This window comes from Paenibacillus sp. FSL R5-0486 (assembly GCF_037975155.1).
In the GTDB taxonomy this organism is placed as follows: domain Bacteria; phylum Bacillota; class Bacilli; order Paenibacillales; family Paenibacillaceae; genus Paenibacillus; species Paenibacillus amylolyticus.
On the sequence record NZ_CP150237.1, the window covers coordinates 2,751,105 to 2,767,429 of the forward strand.

Here is a 16,325-nt window from a genome sequence, read left to right on the forward strand (position 1 = left end):
GCATTACATGCGCAAAAAAATACGTAAAACACTCAAGTACAGCATATTCAGTATTATTTTAATAGTTATAGTAGCTCTGATATTTCCCACATGGACACCCAAAATTAAAGGTGAAAACAGCATCAGCATGTTAGAACAGGTCGAAATTAACGGTACAGGACATGAAGTCATGATCAGGGGTGTTGATCGGACTAACCCTATCCTGATTTTTGTGCATGGCGGGCCGGGATGCTCGGAGATTCCATACGTAAGGAAGTATCAGAAAGAGCTTGAGCAACACTTCACGGTGGTGCATTACGATCAACGTGGGAGTGGAAAGTCCTATCACTTTTTTGAAGATTACTCGAATCTCACAACAGATGTATTAGTAGATGATTTGTTAGCGTTAAGGGATTATGTATCTAAGGAGTTAGGTCAAGAGAAGGTTATATTAATCGGTCATTCATTTGGTACATACATCGGGATGAAAGCTGCGGCTAAAGCACCTACTCAGTTTCACGCTTATATAGGGATTGGACAGATGGCTAATACACTTCAGAGCGAACTGGAAAGTTTGGAGTACACGTACGAGCAAGCGAAACAAGCCGGTAATGAAGATGATGTTAAAAAACTGGAGCTAATCCGCAGCTCGATCGAGCAAGGAAAGGAACTTACGCCTAGAATTTTGTTGCAAAAGTACGGTGGTGCAGCCAGACTCATCAACGAGAATAGAGATTATATTTCAGGATTCCTTTTAAATCCCGAATATAATGGGCTGGATATGATTCGCTTTTATTCAGGGATGTTCAGTTCACAAGACATCTTACTGAGGGAAGCATTTGATCAAAATTTACCTGATATTGTTGATCATCTGGAGATTCCTACCTATTTTGTAACGGGTAAATATGATTATATGACCACTGCAAATGCAGCACGTGATTATTTTGACGTATTGGATGCACCGATCAAAGACTTCATTGTATTCAACGAGTCGGCGCATTACCCACAGTTTGAAGAGAAAGAAAAATTCGTAAAGTGGTTAAATGAGCTATTTTAATATGCATTGAGAGGAGCAAGATCATATTGTTAAATGAATTCATTGAGCTTGAAGAAGAGAGTGATGAGAGTTACCGGTGTTACACTCTGCAAAATACTGTGCAAATATTTAAACACTGCATACAGGATGAGGATTTAAATGACGTTCGAATATATGTGTCTACTAATACACCGTTAGATTCAGTTGTTCATAATATAGAAGACTACATTAAGTGGTTTTCAACGTGTGAGACTGTCTTTCGAGAATATTATGAGAATGAACTTCATGAAAAGGTACATCAGAATTGGTTTAATGAGATTGAAGTCTATCGTGTGGATATCACATTTAACAGTGTAACCGACTACGGCGCAACAATATCTTGCGGAGATCAAATTTTGCGCGATCACATTATGATTATTGATTTTGATAGAGAACAAATCCAAGCAATCCACTTAAACGGATAGATGGATTATTTTGTAGTAAATAGTCACAAAAAACAATAAAGATATCGCTTTATTTTCCATAAATGTGTTATTATGTTGTTGTTGGACGAAGAATTCATTTGTTTGATCGATTAGAGAGAGGAGGCACGTATTCTCGAATCATTCAATCTGTATGCATAGATTAACTGCACTGCTTGTTAAAAATAATAGAATAAGCGGAGGTATGGTTATGTTCAAAAAATGGAAGAAATTTGGCATCAGCAGCTTGGCACTGGTATTAGTGGCTGCGGTAGCCTTTACGGGATGGAGCGCTAAAGCATCAGCAGCGGACGCTTCGCAAATAGTGTCTGAGATGGGTGCAGGATGGAATCTTGGCAATCAGCTGGAAGCAGCGGTGAACGGTACACCGAATGAGACAGCTTGGGGCAATCCTACGGTAACTCCAGAGTTAATCAAAAAGGTAAAAGCGGCAGGCTTCAAATCCATTCGTATTCCCGTTTCCTATTTGAGTAACATTGGAAGCGCTACCAATTATACAATCAATGCGGCATGGCTGAATCGAATTCAGCAAGTCGTGGATTATGCGTACAATGAAGGTCTGTATGTGATCATCAATATTCATGGTGATGGGTTTAATTCCGTACAGGGTGGATGGCTACTCGTGAATGGTGGCAATCAGACTGCCATTAAGGAAAAATATAAGAAGGTGTGGCAGCAGGTTGCCACCAAGTTTAGCAACTACAATGATCGTCTTATTTTTGAATCCATGAACGAAGTATTCGATGGTAACTATGGCAATCCAAACTCGGCCTATTACGCCAATCTGAACGCATACAATCAAATCTTCGTGGATACGGTTCGTCAGACTGGAGGTAACAACAATGCCAGATGGTTGCTGATTCCAGGCTGGAATACCAATATTGACTACACTGTTGGTAATTATGGCTTTGCTCTTCCAACAGATAATTACAGATCCTCAGCTATTCCTAGTTCGCAGAAGAGAATCATGATCTCAGCACACTATTACTCTCCGTGGGATTTTGCAGGTGAGGAAAACGGCAATATCACACAGTGGGGTGCAACTTCTACGAACCCTGCCAAAAAGTCTACTTGGGGCCAAGAGGATTATCTTGAATCGCAGTTTAAGTCCATGTACGACAAATTTGTGACTCAGGGCTATCCCGTAGTGATTGGTGAGTTCGGTTCCATTGATAAAACGTCCTATGATTCCAGCAACAATGTCTATCGTGCTGCTTACGCCAAAGCAGTTACAGCAAAAGCCAAGAAATACAAAATGGTTCCTGTTTATTGGGATAACGGGCATAACGGTCAACATGGATTCGCCTTGTTTAACCGTTCAAACAAAACCGTGACGCAGCAAAATATCATTAATGCCATCATGCAAGGTATGCAATAAATTACTGTCTGGCTGTATCCGTGTAAACGGCGTGTTCCTGTAAAAGGGACATGCCGTTTTTTTGTGCTACTGGAGATGAAGATGAACAACATTTACCAATGCATTTTACATAAGCCACATACAGAATTCATTAAATCCCACACTAGCTTTTATATACTTAATTTGCTTGATATAGCGAACTAAAAGGACTAGGTGGTAGACAGAATGTTAAAAAAACGTGATTTGCAGGAATGCCTTTCACTGTACAGCTTAATGATGGACCCCGCAGTTTCTCCTTACGTTCGTTATCAATGCCAATCGTATGAAGAATATCTATTCCTGACCAAACAATTGATGGTCGAAGAAGAGCAAAAGACAGTGATTTCCCGAACGATTTTGAATGAAACAGGGCAGCCTATTGGAACCATTGATCTATATCATATTGAGCATCAAAGCGGTTTTTTAGCCACTTGGATTGGTTCACCGTTTTTTGGAAATGGGTATAGCCAAAGAGCCAAATCAGCCTTTTTTGTTGAATTGTTTCTGGAACATGGGATTGAAACGGTATTTATGAAGATACGCAAGCAGAATATAAGATCCAGAAAAGCGGTACAAAAACTGCCTTATGTGAAGTTAGCCAATGATGTGTATCCAGATGTATATCAACGGATTAATTTGAATGAACAGATGTATGATCTGTATTATGTTGAACGGTCAGCCTTTTTCGAAAATAGTATGGATCTGCACCAAGTGGTAGCTACGTAACTTATTCAGAGAGCGTCAACAGCGGCGTCAGTGATGACGCCGCTATTTGATATGATGATATAGGAACGGACCGTTAATATAACATGCAGGAATATGGACTAGAGAATCGAAAGACATTAAGTAGATAACCTCATAAAAAGTGGACGGTTAATCAAGGAGGCATGAAATGAATAATATTAACAAGATTTTGGGTGTAGTCCTCATGCTTGGCAGTGTGTTTATTTCAACGATGGACAGAATTTCAATACGAGTCTCTGTCGCTATAGTAGAAGCAGGATATGCGTCAGGAGGGACGAACGTACCCCAGTTTGCTCAGATGAACGAGCATCCAACAGGTTTACTCGTATACTTCATGTTTTTTGTTGGATTCATACTATTGGTGGCGGGATTCCCGGGGAGTTATAAGAAAAATCGTAATCATGGGTATAACAAGGAAGTTTAGCTTGAGGAGGGATGAAAGTGGCCCAACAGGAGGAAGTGTTATCAGGAGGTAATGTGAATCAGGTCGTCAGAATAGGTGAGACGGTTCGCCGGCATGTGAAACCAAATCCATATGTGGTTGAACTGCTTTTACATCTCGAAAAAGTTGGTTATGATCATGCCCCTCGATTTCTGGGAATAGATGAACAGGGGAGAGAAACGCTCTCTTACCTCGAAGGCATCGTTCCAGGCAATGACTACCCTGATCTAGAAGAGTATATGTGGTCAGACGAATCTTTGATTGAAGTCGCAAAACTGTTGAGAAGTTACCATGATGCGACCATTGGATTTACAACAACATCAGTATCAACGAACAGATATCCAGGCATAACAGAAGATGAAGTTGTATGTCATAACGATTTTGCGCCGTATAATGTGGTGTACAAGGATGGCCGTCCTCAAGGCATTATTGATTTTGATATGGCGGGTCCGGGTCCGCGAATGTGGGATATCGCCTATGTCTTGTATACGTCCGTTCCACTCGCAAATTTCTCACCAGAGATGGACGGAAAGGGTGTAATGCCATACGTCAGCCAGGCACACGGAACTGTTCGAAAAGAACGGATTGCCTTATTCATGGCTACGTACGGGCTGAGTGTTCCAGCAGATTTGAAGGATTGGGTCATATCACGTATCCGTTTCATGTGTAAAACACTGACTGATCGTGCGGCTGATGGAGATGTCGCTTTTATGAAGATGGTCGAAGAGGGGCATCTGGCCCACTATGAGAAAGAAGTCATTTTTCTTGAAAACCATTGGGATGAATGGGTTTGAAAGGTAATGCTAATGGACCGCGTGATAGCCTACGGGCTGGACAGCGGTTTTTTTTGTTTTCATCTTTCAAATCCCTATAAATTCCTTTCTAATCATTTTCAACAATTGTGATAAACAATACAGCAATATAGTTCAGATTAGATCGAAATAACTGTGATACAATTCATTGTAAAGCGCTATCATTGTAAATTATTAAACTATATTGCTTTTTATATTCTGGGAAGGGAGATCTTACTGATGCTAACCATACACACCCCGACGAATATTGCTTTGCAGGAAAATGAAGTTTATGTGCGATCAGAAGCAGATAATTTTCAGGATGAATGGCCTGTTCATACGCATAATGGGTATGAGATACATTATTTTATTCAAGGAGATGCAACCTTTTTAATCGGTGACCGAATATATAAGCCGCTGCCTGGAGATATGTTTATATTCAGAGGCGGTGTGCCCCACCGAATCAATCCTTCAAGAGAAATGGTGTACAAGCGAAGTTTTGTCAATTTCACGGAATTATTGCTTTTGGACATGCTTGCTGTCAGTCAGTTGGAGAATCTGATGTCCATATTCCGTCATCCCAATGGGTTATTGGTGCATTGGCCTCCGGAGGAGCGTGAGTATATCACAGCTATATTTAAGGGAATCAAGGAGGAGATGGGGGCAGGAAATACAGGGTACAAAACAATGGTCAAATTAAGTCTTACCCAATTGCTACTGCGGATTTACCGGAAAACAACCAGTGAGCAATCCGCCAATCCTATCTTATGTTCTTCCCAGAAGCAAACAAGCGTAAGCCGGGTTCTTCATTATTTAAACCAGAACTACACGGAGAATGTTTCATTGGATGAACTGTCCAAAACACTCCATTTGAATAAATACTACATTTGTCATTCTTTCAAAGAGACGACGGGATATACCATAAGCAACTATGTTATACGGAAAAGAGTTGCAGAGGCCAAAAAATTGTTGCTGTCTACGGATGCACCGATTTTGTCCATATCTGAGACGCTAGGTTTTAACACACCTGTATATTTTAGCAGGGCCTTTAAACAATATGTGGGTGTATCACCACAGTTATTCCGTAAAAGTGAATTGCTCAACGAAGCCAAAATTCATTAGAACCTTCCAAGGAGATGTTGATATGACAAGAAGAACAACGTTTAAGCTCATCACTAGCATGGTATTGGTCATGTTACTCATCGTATTGACTGCTTGCGGAAATTCAGGTACCAATGCTAATTCAAAACAAACAACCCTGGATTTCCTGTGGTTCTCTGACGGAAAAGAAGGAGAAGTCATCAAGGAAATCATTAAAGATTATGAGCAGACCAATACCAAGGTTAAAATCAACCTGATTGAAGTTGGCTTCAAGGATATCCAAACCAAATTAAAAACAATGTTATCCGGTGGAAAGCCACCTGCCCTGAGCCGGGTCACGGATACCGGATCATTTGCTAATCAGGCGGTTGATCTGACACCTTACGTGGACAATGCGGACCAATTCGAGGATCAATTTATTGACTCACTTAAACCTTATTATGTTATTAATGACAAGCTGGTAGCGGCGCCTATGGATGTTACAGCGAATGGGCTTATTTATAACAAAACCTTATTTGATAAAGCGGGCGTCAAAGTACCGACCTCTCCTGACCAGGTATGGACGTGGGATGAATACACAGCTGCGTTAAAAGAGGTTATGGACAAAGGCGGAGCACGTTATGGCATGGTATGGGATGTCACACCGCATAGATGGTCCACTCTTTTGTATCAGAATGGCGGAAGCATCTTAACAGAGGATGGCACTGCAGCAGCGATTAACAGTGAAGCCGGAATCCGTAGCATGGAGCAGTTCAAGCAGCTTCATCAAGAAGGGATCATGCCCGAATCCGTATGGCTCGGAGGGGAAAATCCGAACAACCTGTTCCGTTCCGGGACGGTGGCTACCCACTGGGCTGGCAACTGGATGATCAGCAATTACAAGGATATCACCGATTTTGAATGGGGAGTCACCTATATGCCAAAAGGAACACAACGTTCTTCAGTACCAGGCGGGAAGTTTCTGATGGCTTTCAAAGGCAGCGGATATGAGCAGGAGGCGGCAGAATTTATTGAATACTTAACGTCCAAAGAAGTAAATTCAAAATATAACCAAGAATCATTGTTTATGAGTCCACGGAAGGACAGCTCTGTATTGAATTATGAATTCGGCAAGGAAATGTTTGAAATTTTCGCGGATGAACTGAAGAACAGTTCGCCTCTTGCAGCTAATGACTGGTCCAGACAGACCATTATATCCAAAATTTCAACGGACCTAAAAAATAATATTGTTGAGGTTTTATCCGATAAGGCAACTCCGCAGGAGGCATTGGATCGAACAGCCAAGCTGATTAACGAGGCTATTGGCAGTCAATAAACGTAAAGCCATGTGGTTAATTCGTATACGGGGGCTTAGCGATTCCTGTAAAGCCTCCCTTTCGAATAACGCATAAGGAAGGGGCAAGCAGATGAGTGAAGGACAACGATTAAACAAAAATACGCTGGCAAAACAGAACAGGAAGCTCGTTATTGCTCCTTATCTGTTTATATTACCCAACCTCCTGATCTTTGGAACCTTTATCGTATTTCCCTCTTTATTGGGCCTCTATTATTCCTTCCATGTCTATGATGGATTGAACCCGATGAAGTTTAACGGGCTGGATAATTATATCAAAATTATAGGAGATCGGGAATTTTGGTCGACCATCGGACGAACGGGGATTTATGCAGCAATTGTTGTCCCGCTAATATATGCAGCAGCGTTAGGCATTGCTTTGCTGCTTGCGCGCGAGATTAGAATGCGTGGGTTCTTCAGGGCCGTATTTTACTGGCCGACCATGATTTCTTACATTATCGTAGGATTGACCTGGAAGTGGATTTTCGGAGATTCATTTGGCATCTTGAATCATCTGTTAACCGTGGTTGGTGTGGAACCTGTCGGCTTTTTAACCTCTTCCTTTTGGGCAAATACGGCTGTAATCATCGCGACAGTGTGGTCACGTGCAGGCTTTTTTATGGTCATTTTTATCGCGGGTTTGCAGGCTATACCTACGGATTATTATGAGGCTGCCCGCTTGGATGGGGCAACGGGAATGAAGGTGTTCCGCTATATCACGCTCCCGCTTTTGAAGCCCACAAGCTTGCTTGTTGTTATGCTGACTCTGATTGACGCGTTCAAAGCATTTCCACTTATGTTTGCGCTTACAGGTGGTGGTCCGGGCAAAGATACTACCTATATTGTTCAATATATTTATGAGATTGGCTTTAACAGACAGGAGCTCGGTCTGGCCAGTGCCATGTCGGTGATACTGTTTATCCTTATTGGTGGATTCTCGGCTCTGCAATTCCGTCTATCGAAAGGAGGGGCTACGTAATGGTAATGAAGCCTATGGTCAAAATCTTCATCTACAGTCTGTTAAGTGTTGCCGCAGTGGTGTGGCTCCTGCCTGTCCTGTGGGTCGTGATTTCTTCTCTAAAAACGAATAGCGATCTGTACAGCTTCCCTCCCAAGTTATGGCCGCAGCCAATCACCTTCGAGCATTTCAAGGAGGCATTCAGTAAAGGCGATTTTGGCTTGTATTTTATGAATAGTACGATCGTAACTGTAAGCTCAACGCTGCTACTGTTATTGATTAACTCCATGGCAGGTTTTGCATTGGCGAAATATCGCTTCCGCGGAAGCGCGATCATATTAATTGCTTTTGTCTCAACACTCATGATTCCGATTGAGGTAATTATGATCCCTATATTCAAAGTGCTGAGTGCACTGGGGTTGTATAATAGCCTACTCGCGATTATTATCCCGCCAGCAGCAACCCCAACAGGTGTGTTCCTTATGCGGCAGTATTTGTTGTCCGTACCGGACGAGCTGTTGGAAGCTGCCCGGATGGATGGAGCGGGCGAATGGAAAATTTACTGGAGCATTATTCTTCCGATAGCGAAGCCGATTCTTGCGGTGCTCGCAATCTTCTCCTTCATGTGGAGATGGGATGATTTTGTATGGCCATTAATTGCGATTAGTGATCCATCGAAATATACGATTCAGCTTGCGCTCTCTAATTTTATTGGTGAATACAACGTGGATTGGGGAAGTTTGCTTGCGATGTCCGTCATCACGATGCTTCCGGTACTCATTGTTTTTATGGTTTTCCAGCGGTATTTTGTCAGCGGTATGATTACTTCAGGAATGAAAGGATGAGTTGAATGTCAGATACCACCCGGAGTGGGATGGATACCTTGAATTATAAACCTATGAAATTAGGTCACAATCAGGTCATTAATCATTGGATGATCAGCGGCATATATACAGAGCCTGTTGCCTTTGTTCCAACAACGATGGAGGGAGATATTAATGATTGGCTTATCGATGGTTTTGCCATTCATGAGAATCCATGCAGAAAGGAATTTGTAGAACATAGGAGAAGGGAGCCTCTGAACCGATTTTTTGATCAATGGAGCGAGTTTCCTAGCCCGGGAGACGACTTCGTTGGAGAAGAGAACGGAATGCCTTGGGCACTGTATTCTCCTTGGAATAATCCACGTGTGGAGCAATCAGGATTTTGGTTTGTACCGACACATCTGCGCAGTTACGCGGCGACAAGACTCATTTCTCCGACTGCTCATACCGCCTCTTTGCGGATTAAGACCTATGGCAGTCTGACGTTGTGGGTGAATGGGGAAATGGTAACGGATTTTGCGCCACTCATGCGTAACAAGGAGCAGGAAATCGTAATTAAAGCTGAACTTGTAGCTGGAATTAATGAGATCTATGCCTGCTGGGAGGATCTGGCTGAGCGGGATACCATGTATGCCTTTGCGTTGGAATATCTGGGAGACGAGGAATTGGTGATTTCCCTGCCTATTGCTCCTCATTTGGCTGAGTCTGTAAAATCCGCAGAGCAAGCCCTCGAACAGGCTTATTTTCCTTCGGATCTCTTCAGAGGTGAGCAGATTAAGCTCAAGCTGCCGCTTCCCTTGCCGGATATCGTTAGAGAGGTTGATATTCAGTATGGCAATTTTTTTGACGGTACCGAAAACAAGACGATACACATCGCCGAAAAGGAAACGGACTTGGTCCTGGCACATACGAATCAACTCGGTCATCATTACGTATATTTCACGCTGGCTATTTCAGTTTCAAATGTTGTACTAACCAAGAAGTTTGGCTGCCAATCCTATGATACGAGCTATGATGAGGCAGCTCAGCAAGCTGCGGATATTGAAGCCCGCAAATCCTTGGCTCTGCGATGTATTGCCGAGAAGGGCAGTCCCAATATTCATAAGGCCATTGCCATGCTCAAAACAGGAGGTAATCTGCAAGAAGCGGAGAACATTTTGCTTGAGGGTGTGGAAGGGATTGAGCAACGGAAGGATTGCAGTGACTTCTATCTGGTGGGACTGTTCCGTCTTTGGAGAGATGAGCGAAATAGCGGTCTGTTTAGTGAATCGTTCTGGGATCGGGTGAAAGCAAGTATTCTGGGCTATCGGTATTGGATTGATGAACCTGGCGATGATGTGATGTGGTTCTTCAGTGAGAACCATGCCTTGTTGTTCCATACCAATGAACTGTTAGCCGGACAGCTGTTTGGAGATGAAACGTTCAGCAACAGTGGTGAATCCGGTGAAGTACACCGTCAAAAAGCAGAGCAGAGGCTTGCATTATGGTTTGAGCGCTTTTTGGATGAAGGATTGGCAGAATGGAATTCGAGTGCATACATTCCAATTGATGCGGTTGGGCTATTGCATATCTATGAATTTGCCCATAATGAACAGCTCAGAGAGCAAGCCAAAAAGGCAATGGACTTGTTATTCTATTATATTACCGTTCAGATGCATCAAGGAGTCTTGTCCACAACGTTTGGGCGCAGCTATGAGAAGGAACTGCTGGGTGGTTATGCAGCGGGAACCACTTCAATGTGCTGGATCGCTTACGGCGTTGGCAATGTAAACAATTATTCAATAAGCAATGTTGCCTTGAGTTTATCGGATTACAGTCCTCCAGCAGCATATCAGGAGCATCTGTTGCTTGGAGAGAATCAGCAGTTGGTGTTCGCCAATCAGCAGGGTAAGGGAGGTTACGCCAAGCTCTATCATTGTCGGACCAGGGAATACTCCTTATCCTCAATCATTCGCTTTCGTCCAGGCAAGCCAGGTTATCAGGAGCATGTCCAGCATTTATCTCTGTCACCTGAGGCGCTGATCTGGGTGAATCATCCGGCAGAAATATACAAGCATGGGGATGGTCGACCTTGCTTCTGGGCTGGGAATGGGATATTGCCCGATGTTGTTCAGCATGAGGGGATCGCTTTGATGATGTTTGATATTCCTGCGGATCACAATTCTGACTGGACACATGCTTATTTTCCTACTCACTCCTTCACGGAATGGGTAAGGCATGAGAACTGGCACTTTGCCCGTTTGGATAAGGGTTATGCAGCTATATATGCGGCCAACGGGACGAGTATGGAGAGCAGCGGGGTGACAAGAAAACGTGAGCTTATTTCACCTGGCTTGCGTAACGCCTGGATTATAAGAGCAGGAAGCGAACAGCAATTCGGGTCATTTGACGCTTTTATCAACCAAGTTCGTTCTGCAAGCCCGCAATTCGATAATCAAGCTTTAACTCTCACTCTAACAGACCCGGTATATGGTCCAATTCAATGGGGAATGAACAAGCCTTTTCTTATTAAAGAAGAGGAAATTATACATGAAGGTTATGGAGTGAAGGGACAACTGAAGTTACTGGACATGGAGCGCTGAATCGTGTGTAAGAAACCAAGGGAGTGATAACCAACATGCTGAATCAAATGGTGCTACAGGGGAGAATAAGCAAGGTATCCCAAGCGATGGAGTCTATGAAAAACACAAGCATCAATGAACAGTTTCCCATCGGACTAATCGACATACATCTATGGGAATGGCCGCAAGGTGTCGGTCTGTATGGCTTGCTTCAACTCCATGAGGCAACGAAAGATCCTAAAGTGCTGGAATTTCTCGAATCATGGTACAATGCAAGGCTGATGGAAGGGTTACCGGAAAAAAATGTGAACACCTGCGCTCCGCTCCTTACTTTGATCTCATTATGCGAGCTGACCGGAAACAAGGAGTACGAACAGGTCTGTGAGGAGTGGAGCAGTTGGATCATGGATGGACTGCTGCGAACCGGAGATGGTGCGTTTCAACATATGATCACGGGAGATGCCAATGATGGTCAAATTCTGATTGATACCCTGTTTATGACGGTGCTATTTTTGGCCAAGGCAGGGGTATACTTCAAGAAATCCGACATGGTGGAAGAAGCCAAACGACAGTTCCTTGTGCATATCAAATATCTATATAACAAGAAAACCGGATTGTTCTATCATGGCTGGGATTTCAATGAAAATCATAACTATGGTGCTGTTCATTGGGGAAGAGGCAATGCATGGTATACGGCGGGAGTTATGGATTTCCTGAATATCATTCCGATCGAAGACGGGCTAAAGGCCTATCTGTTGGATACAGCAACCGCTCAAGTCAGAGCACTGAGCAAGCTTCAAGGTGAGGATGGCATGTGGCACACTGTGCTGGATGATCCAACCTCTTACAAAGAAACCTCGGCAACGGCAGCGATTGGATACGGCATTCTTAAGGGAATACGGTATGGATACCTGGATGAATCCTATCGCCAGAATGGTTTGAGAGCGCTTGAAGCGGTGTTGAAACAAATTGATGATCACGGAGTTGTACAGCAGGTCTCCTATGGTACACCTGTGGGGCAGGATGCTCAGTTTTATAAAGATATAGCGATCAGTCCGATGGGTTATGGACAAGCACTTACGTTGTTTATCCTGATTGAGGGCTTACGCGCTCCAACCGCCGAATAGAATAAGGCAGACTTGTACGGAGGATAGGGGATACAGTTTCCTGTATCCTCCTTTTTGTTTTAGTAAGCTCGAATCTCGATTAATTCGGCATATCTGCTGCCATTTGTGGCATCAATTATGATTCTCAGAGCCTGAGCTGATACAGGGATATCCAGGGAATGAATAACTTTTCTTTTGTGATTTTCTTGCACACTTGCGACTTGTGTCCATTCTCCAGCCGAAGTCAGTATATCTACGCGATAATCACGCACCAGTTCAGGCATCACACGGAATGTTGTGTGATGGTGATGTAGATTAACCAGATCCTCGTTTACATCATCATTAAACGTCAAGTGCAACTCAGCCAAGGTTTGTGGCTCTTCCCATGTCAGTTGTACCCATTCAGGCTTCCCAGACTGCATCGGCTGCGACATCCACTGTTGCGGCCCACCGTAAGGGCGATGATAACCGTTGATCGTGTTGTCCGATGAATAGGCCGTGGTCTCAGAGAGGGTTCGACAGCAGAATGGCTGACGCGCCAACCCCTGCATGGACCATAATACGACAGGCTGATCCGTGGCATGATCCTCCAGATTTTTGGACACGTGGTTTTCTTCTGTTTTGAAGAAGATTAGCACCCCGCTGTGTGCTTCTGTCGAATGGTAGAGTGAGACGGCTTTATTGGAGCGGATGATTATAAAAGCATTCTGCGGTTCTTCCGGTCGCCATTCGAGCGGCAGCTTCACCCACTGCGCATTTCCTGTTGTAACGTTAACAGTCGCCGTAACTTGTAACGAATGCGGGACGTAGTTCTCCTTACGCCCCGTATCCCACAGCTCTACCGTCAGTGCGGTAGAGCTGGATGCATCCAGCAGCAGCTCCAGGCCGCTGAGCACTGGATGCACAGGCAGCAGCAGGGCAACATCCGTACCCAGCGGGTACGTCTCGCCAGGCTGCTCAAGGGCGATGCCCGTCAGCGTGCTGGAGGCTGTAACCTGGGCACGCCGGGCCAGATCCAGCTCATCGTGGCTGCGCACCCCGATGATGGAAGCGTCTTGCCGCAGCAACGTCTGCTGCAGGACCGCCAGATGCCTTGCATGCAGCTCGCGCGGCGACACCCCCATGGACGTGCAGAGCGCCGCGCCCGTACCCGCGGCTTCGCCGATGACCGCGCATGTTGCCATGACGCGCGTTGTGCCGAAGGCGACATGTGATGCACTGATGTCGCGCCCGGCCATGAGCATATTCCGCACATTCGCGGAATACAGCGAGCGGAACGGCACGTGATATACGCCATCGGCATGCATATGCTTCGAGCCACTCGCTTCGGCGTACATGCCCTGCGGAGGATGCAGGTCAATGGACCAGCCGCCAAAGGCAACGGCATCCGGGAACTCCCGCTGGCTGATAATATCATTCTGGGTGAGCACATAGTCACCCGTGAAGCGACGGTACTCCCTTTTGCCAGGCAGAGAACCAATCCACTCCAGCGTCATATGATCTGCATCAAACTTGCAGGAGTTCTTGATATAGTCCCAGATCCCGTAGATCACGGACCACAGTTCATCACGGATCAGCTCATTGTCATGAACGGTGTCATGTTCACCGCCCCATTCAATCCACCAATAATGACAACCGGAATCCCCGCTGCGAATGACCCGGCGAATCGGAATGCTGGTCTGTGTAATATCCTTGGCAAAAGAAGGCGGGATATAACGGACAGGCGCACCAGCATCCTTGGTATAAAAGAGAAGTGTACTGCCCAGCGTGATCTGATCAGCCACCTCTGGTGCCCACTCTTCGCCATACTCGCTGCGGGCTTCCCGGCCGAGTGCAAACTTGGCTCCAGCCAGAAAGCCTACCAATCCATCACCCGTACAGTCCAGATAGATCTGACTTTCGAATCGGATTTTGCGCTCAGAACCCATCATCCAGCCAGTGACAGAGGTGATCTTTCGTTCATCCCCATCGCCAGTAGCCTCGACTTCATGTACATCCGTGTTCAGGAACAGGCTGATGTTGGATTCAGCTCGAACGGCTTCCAGAATGATTAAGTCCCAGAGATAGGGATTGCCCTCCGGATTACGATACTGGTTCTCTACAAACAATTCCCCCATAATACCCGTTTCCCGGGCATAACGGTTAATCCCGTGGGCGGTGGCACCGCACACCCAGACCCGAACCTCGCTGCTGGAATTGCCGCCAAGCACGGGGCGGTTCTGCACCAGCGCAACCTGCTGCCCCATGCGGGCAGCGGCTATCGCGGCGCATACACCAGCAAGTCCTCCGCCGATGACGGTGATGTCGTTTTGTACATGCTCTTGTTTCATATCTGTGACCTCCTTAACTGAAGTTAGATCCACCTTGACTCCAACTACATATCTATAATTTCATCTTAGATTTATATATTCACTTTTTAAATGCACTATACTATCATCAAACATATACTTTATTTCACAGAAAGGGTGGTCAAGTCATGGAGCTGCTTAACCACATCTACTGGAAGCAAAAAGGGGAATTTGCTCTTACGGAAGATATCTATACGACTTGGGTGGCTTTTGCCGTCGAAGAGGGAATATTCCATTATGAGATTGGGGGTCAGATCGGAGAAGCGAGTTTTGGCGATCTGGTGCTGTGCCCCCCGGCGGTTCCTTTTCGGCGGACAGTCATTACCCCGCTGACATTTCACTATTTACAGTTTAGCAGTAGCCTGGAGGAGGAGGAGTTTCTGCCACCAGCCGGAAAATCGCTGATTAATGACACGAAGCGGTTAGCCTCGACGTACGCTTATTTACGCCAGGACAGTGAGGAGAATAAGGGGGAAGTTGCCCGTTGGAAGACACATTTTATGATGGATTTGTGGCAGTTGTATCAGGTGGAACGCAGACAGAATCGCTTAAAGGAGCGGAGATTTACCGAAGACGCACGAATGGCTGAAGCGGCAGCGCTGCTGGAGGAGCGGGCGGAAGAGGAGATCAGCCTTCAGGAATTGGCACAGCGACTGGCCTTGAGTCCGGTGCAGTTGACAAGGCGTTTCCGGGAAGCTTTTCAGGAGACGCCATCAGGCTATCTCAAACGGGTCCGTCTGAAAAAAGCGCAGAACCTCTTGGCTGACAGCAGCCTGACCCTTAACCAAATTGCCGAGCGATGCGGATATGAGAACGGTTTTTATCTAAGTAGAGTGTTCTCCAAAACGTTGGGCATAACTCCATCTGAGTATCGCAGGAGACACAGGGTGTAGGCTGAAAGAAGTAAGCAGAAAGCTTTGAAGACTACTTTAAAGACAACTTTTGAAGCCAGCGGAGCACCAGGTATACACTTTCGTTACGGGTTGTCAGATTATGGAGGAGCTGGTGTGAATGAGTGCAGAAGCAACGGATACTGCATTTCTAACCGAAATTAGAGGGGGATGTACGTTTCAGTTGTAGATCATAGACAATTTATACTATAATTTACCATATGGAGTCCTTATCCGAACGTATGCCCCCCCCGTATCCGTTTGAATGAGGACTCTGATTTTATAACTAAAACCAAGGAGGTGGATATGGCCTTAGCCTTTGGAATAAGGAATT

At 45.1% G+C, this 16,325-nt stretch carries 14 protein-coding genes; 13 read left to right on the forward strand and 1 reads right to left on the reverse strand.

The annotated features are described in order from the left end of the window. Positions 1-7 precede the first annotated feature (7 nt). The 12 genes from MKY01_RS12575 to MKY01_RS12630 all read left to right on the forward strand — a co-directional run bounded on the left by MKY01_RS12575 (position 8) and on the right by MKY01_RS12630 (position 12,774). On the forward strand, positions 8-1,036 hold the full coding sequence (locus MKY01_RS12575) for an alpha/beta hydrolase (protein ID WP_076249716.1): 1,029 nt from the start codon (positions 8-10) through the stop codon (positions 1,034-1,036). Positions 1,037-1,062: 26 nt separating this feature from the next. After that, positions 1,063-1,479, forward strand: a complete 417-nt coding sequence (locus MKY01_RS12580; protein ID WP_282321746.1) for a hypothetical protein — start codon at positions 1,063-1,065, stop codon at positions 1,477-1,479. A 208-nt stretch (positions 1,480-1,687) separates the two neighbouring features. After that, positions 1,688-2,875, forward strand: a complete 1,188-nt coding sequence (locus tag MKY01_RS12585) for a glycoside hydrolase family 5 protein (RefSeq protein ID WP_282321745.1) — start codon at positions 1,688-1,690, stop codon at positions 2,873-2,875. A 204-nt stretch (positions 2,876-3,079) separates the two neighbouring features. Beyond that, entirely contained in the window at positions 3,080-3,619 is a 540-nt protein-coding gene (locus tag MKY01_RS12590; RefSeq protein WP_076249713.1) for a GNAT family protein, read from the forward strand. A gap of 166 nt (positions 3,620-3,785) precedes the next feature. Continuing rightward, a complete protein-coding gene (locus MKY01_RS12595) occupies positions 3,786-4,061 on the forward strand; it encodes a hypothetical protein (protein WP_076249712.1) in 276 nt (91 codons plus the stop codon). Between the two features lie 11 nt (positions 4,062-4,072). After that, positions 4,073-4,873 (forward strand): phosphotransferase, encoded by an 801-nt coding sequence (locus MKY01_RS12600; protein ID WP_076249711.1) that lies wholly within the window; start codon positions 4,073-4,075, stop codon positions 4,871-4,873. 237 nt (positions 4,874-5,110) lie between these two features. Continuing rightward, positions 5,111-5,992 carry an AraC family transcriptional regulator gene (locus MKY01_RS12605; protein ID WP_036609061.1) on the forward strand — a complete coding sequence of 294 codons (882 nt, stop codon included), beginning with the start codon at positions 5,111-5,113 and terminating at the stop codon, positions 5,990-5,992. 22 nt (positions 5,993-6,014) lie between these two features. After that, complete coding sequence (locus MKY01_RS12610) at positions 6,015-7,286, forward strand: sugar ABC transporter substrate-binding protein (RefSeq protein ID WP_076318593.1); 1,272 nt, start codon at positions 6,015-6,017, stop codon at positions 7,284-7,286. A gap of 91 nt (positions 7,287-7,377) precedes the next feature. Next, entirely contained in the window at positions 7,378-8,283 is a 906-nt protein-coding gene (locus MKY01_RS12615) for a sugar ABC transporter permease (protein WP_036609058.1), read from the forward strand. Continuing rightward, positions 8,283-9,107, forward strand: a complete 825-nt coding sequence (locus MKY01_RS12620) for a carbohydrate ABC transporter permease (protein ID WP_036609056.1) — start codon at positions 8,283-8,285, stop codon at positions 9,105-9,107. The genes MKY01_RS12615 and MKY01_RS12620 overlap by 1 nt, the downstream gene beginning before the upstream one ends. Positions 9,108-9,112: 5 nt before the next feature. Then, a complete protein-coding gene (locus MKY01_RS12625; protein ID WP_339286506.1) occupies positions 9,113-11,668 on the forward strand; it encodes a hypothetical protein in 2,556 nt (851 codons plus the stop codon). Positions 11,669-11,703: 35 nt separating this feature from the next. After that, positions 11,704-12,774: a glycoside hydrolase family 88 protein gene (locus tag MKY01_RS12630; RefSeq protein WP_339286507.1), complete on the forward strand. Its 1,071-nt coding sequence runs from the start codon at positions 11,704-11,706 to the stop codon at positions 12,772-12,774. 59 nt (positions 12,775-12,833) lie between these two features. Here MKY01_RS12630 and MKY01_RS12635 read toward each other — a convergent pair whose 3' ends face one another. Then, a complete protein-coding gene (locus MKY01_RS12635) occupies positions 12,834-15,116 on the reverse strand; it encodes an FAD-dependent oxidoreductase (RefSeq protein WP_339286508.1) in 2,283 nt (760 codons plus the stop codon). A gap of 113 nt (positions 15,117-15,229) precedes the next feature. Between MKY01_RS12635 and MKY01_RS12640 the strand changes: the two genes are divergently transcribed. Continuing rightward, entirely contained in the window at positions 15,230-15,994 is a 765-nt protein-coding gene (locus MKY01_RS12640; protein ID WP_339286509.1) for an AraC family transcriptional regulator, read from the forward strand. Positions 15,995-16,325 lie beyond the last annotated feature (331 nt).

Coding starts and splice junctions, on each gene's coding strand:
- MKY01_RS12575 (WP_076249716.1), top strand. CDS start 8: ATGCGCAAAAAAATACGTAAAACACTCAAGTACAGCATATTCAGTATT.
- MKY01_RS12585 (WP_282321745.1), top strand. CDS start 1,688: ATGTTCAAAAAATGGAAGAAATTTGGCATCAGCAGCTTGGCACTGGTA.
- MKY01_RS12590 (WP_076249713.1), top strand. CDS start 3,080: ATGTTAAAAAAACGTGATTTGCAGGAATGCCTTTCACTGTACAGCTTA.
- MKY01_RS12595 (WP_076249712.1), top strand. CDS start 3,786: ATGAATAATATTAACAAGATTTTGGGTGTAGTCCTCATGCTTGGCAGT.
- MKY01_RS12600 (WP_076249711.1), top strand. CDS start 4,073: ATGAAAGTGGCCCAACAGGAGGAAGTGTTATCAGGAGGTAATGTGAAT.
- MKY01_RS12605 (WP_036609061.1), top strand. CDS start 5,111: ATGCTAACCATACACACCCCGACGAATATTGCTTTGCAGGAAAATGAA.
- MKY01_RS12610 (WP_076318593.1), top strand. CDS start 6,015: ATGACAAGAAGAACAACGTTTAAGCTCATCACTAGCATGGTATTGGTC.
- MKY01_RS12615 (WP_036609058.1), top strand. CDS start 7,378: ATGAGTGAAGGACAACGATTAAACAAAAATACGCTGGCAAAACAGAAC.
- MKY01_RS12620 (WP_036609056.1), top strand. CDS start 8,283: ATGGTAATGAAGCCTATGGTCAAAATCTTCATCTACAGTCTGTTAAGT.
- MKY01_RS12625 (WP_339286506.1), top strand. CDS start 9,113: ATGTCAGATACCACCCGGAGTGGGATGGATACCTTGAATTATAAACCT.
- MKY01_RS12630 (WP_339286507.1), top strand. CDS start 11,704: ATGCTGAATCAAATGGTGCTACAGGGGAGAATAAGCAAGGTATCCCAA.
- MKY01_RS12640 (WP_339286509.1), top strand. CDS start 15,230: ATGGAGCTGCTTAACCACATCTACTGGAAGCAAAAAGGGGAATTTGCT.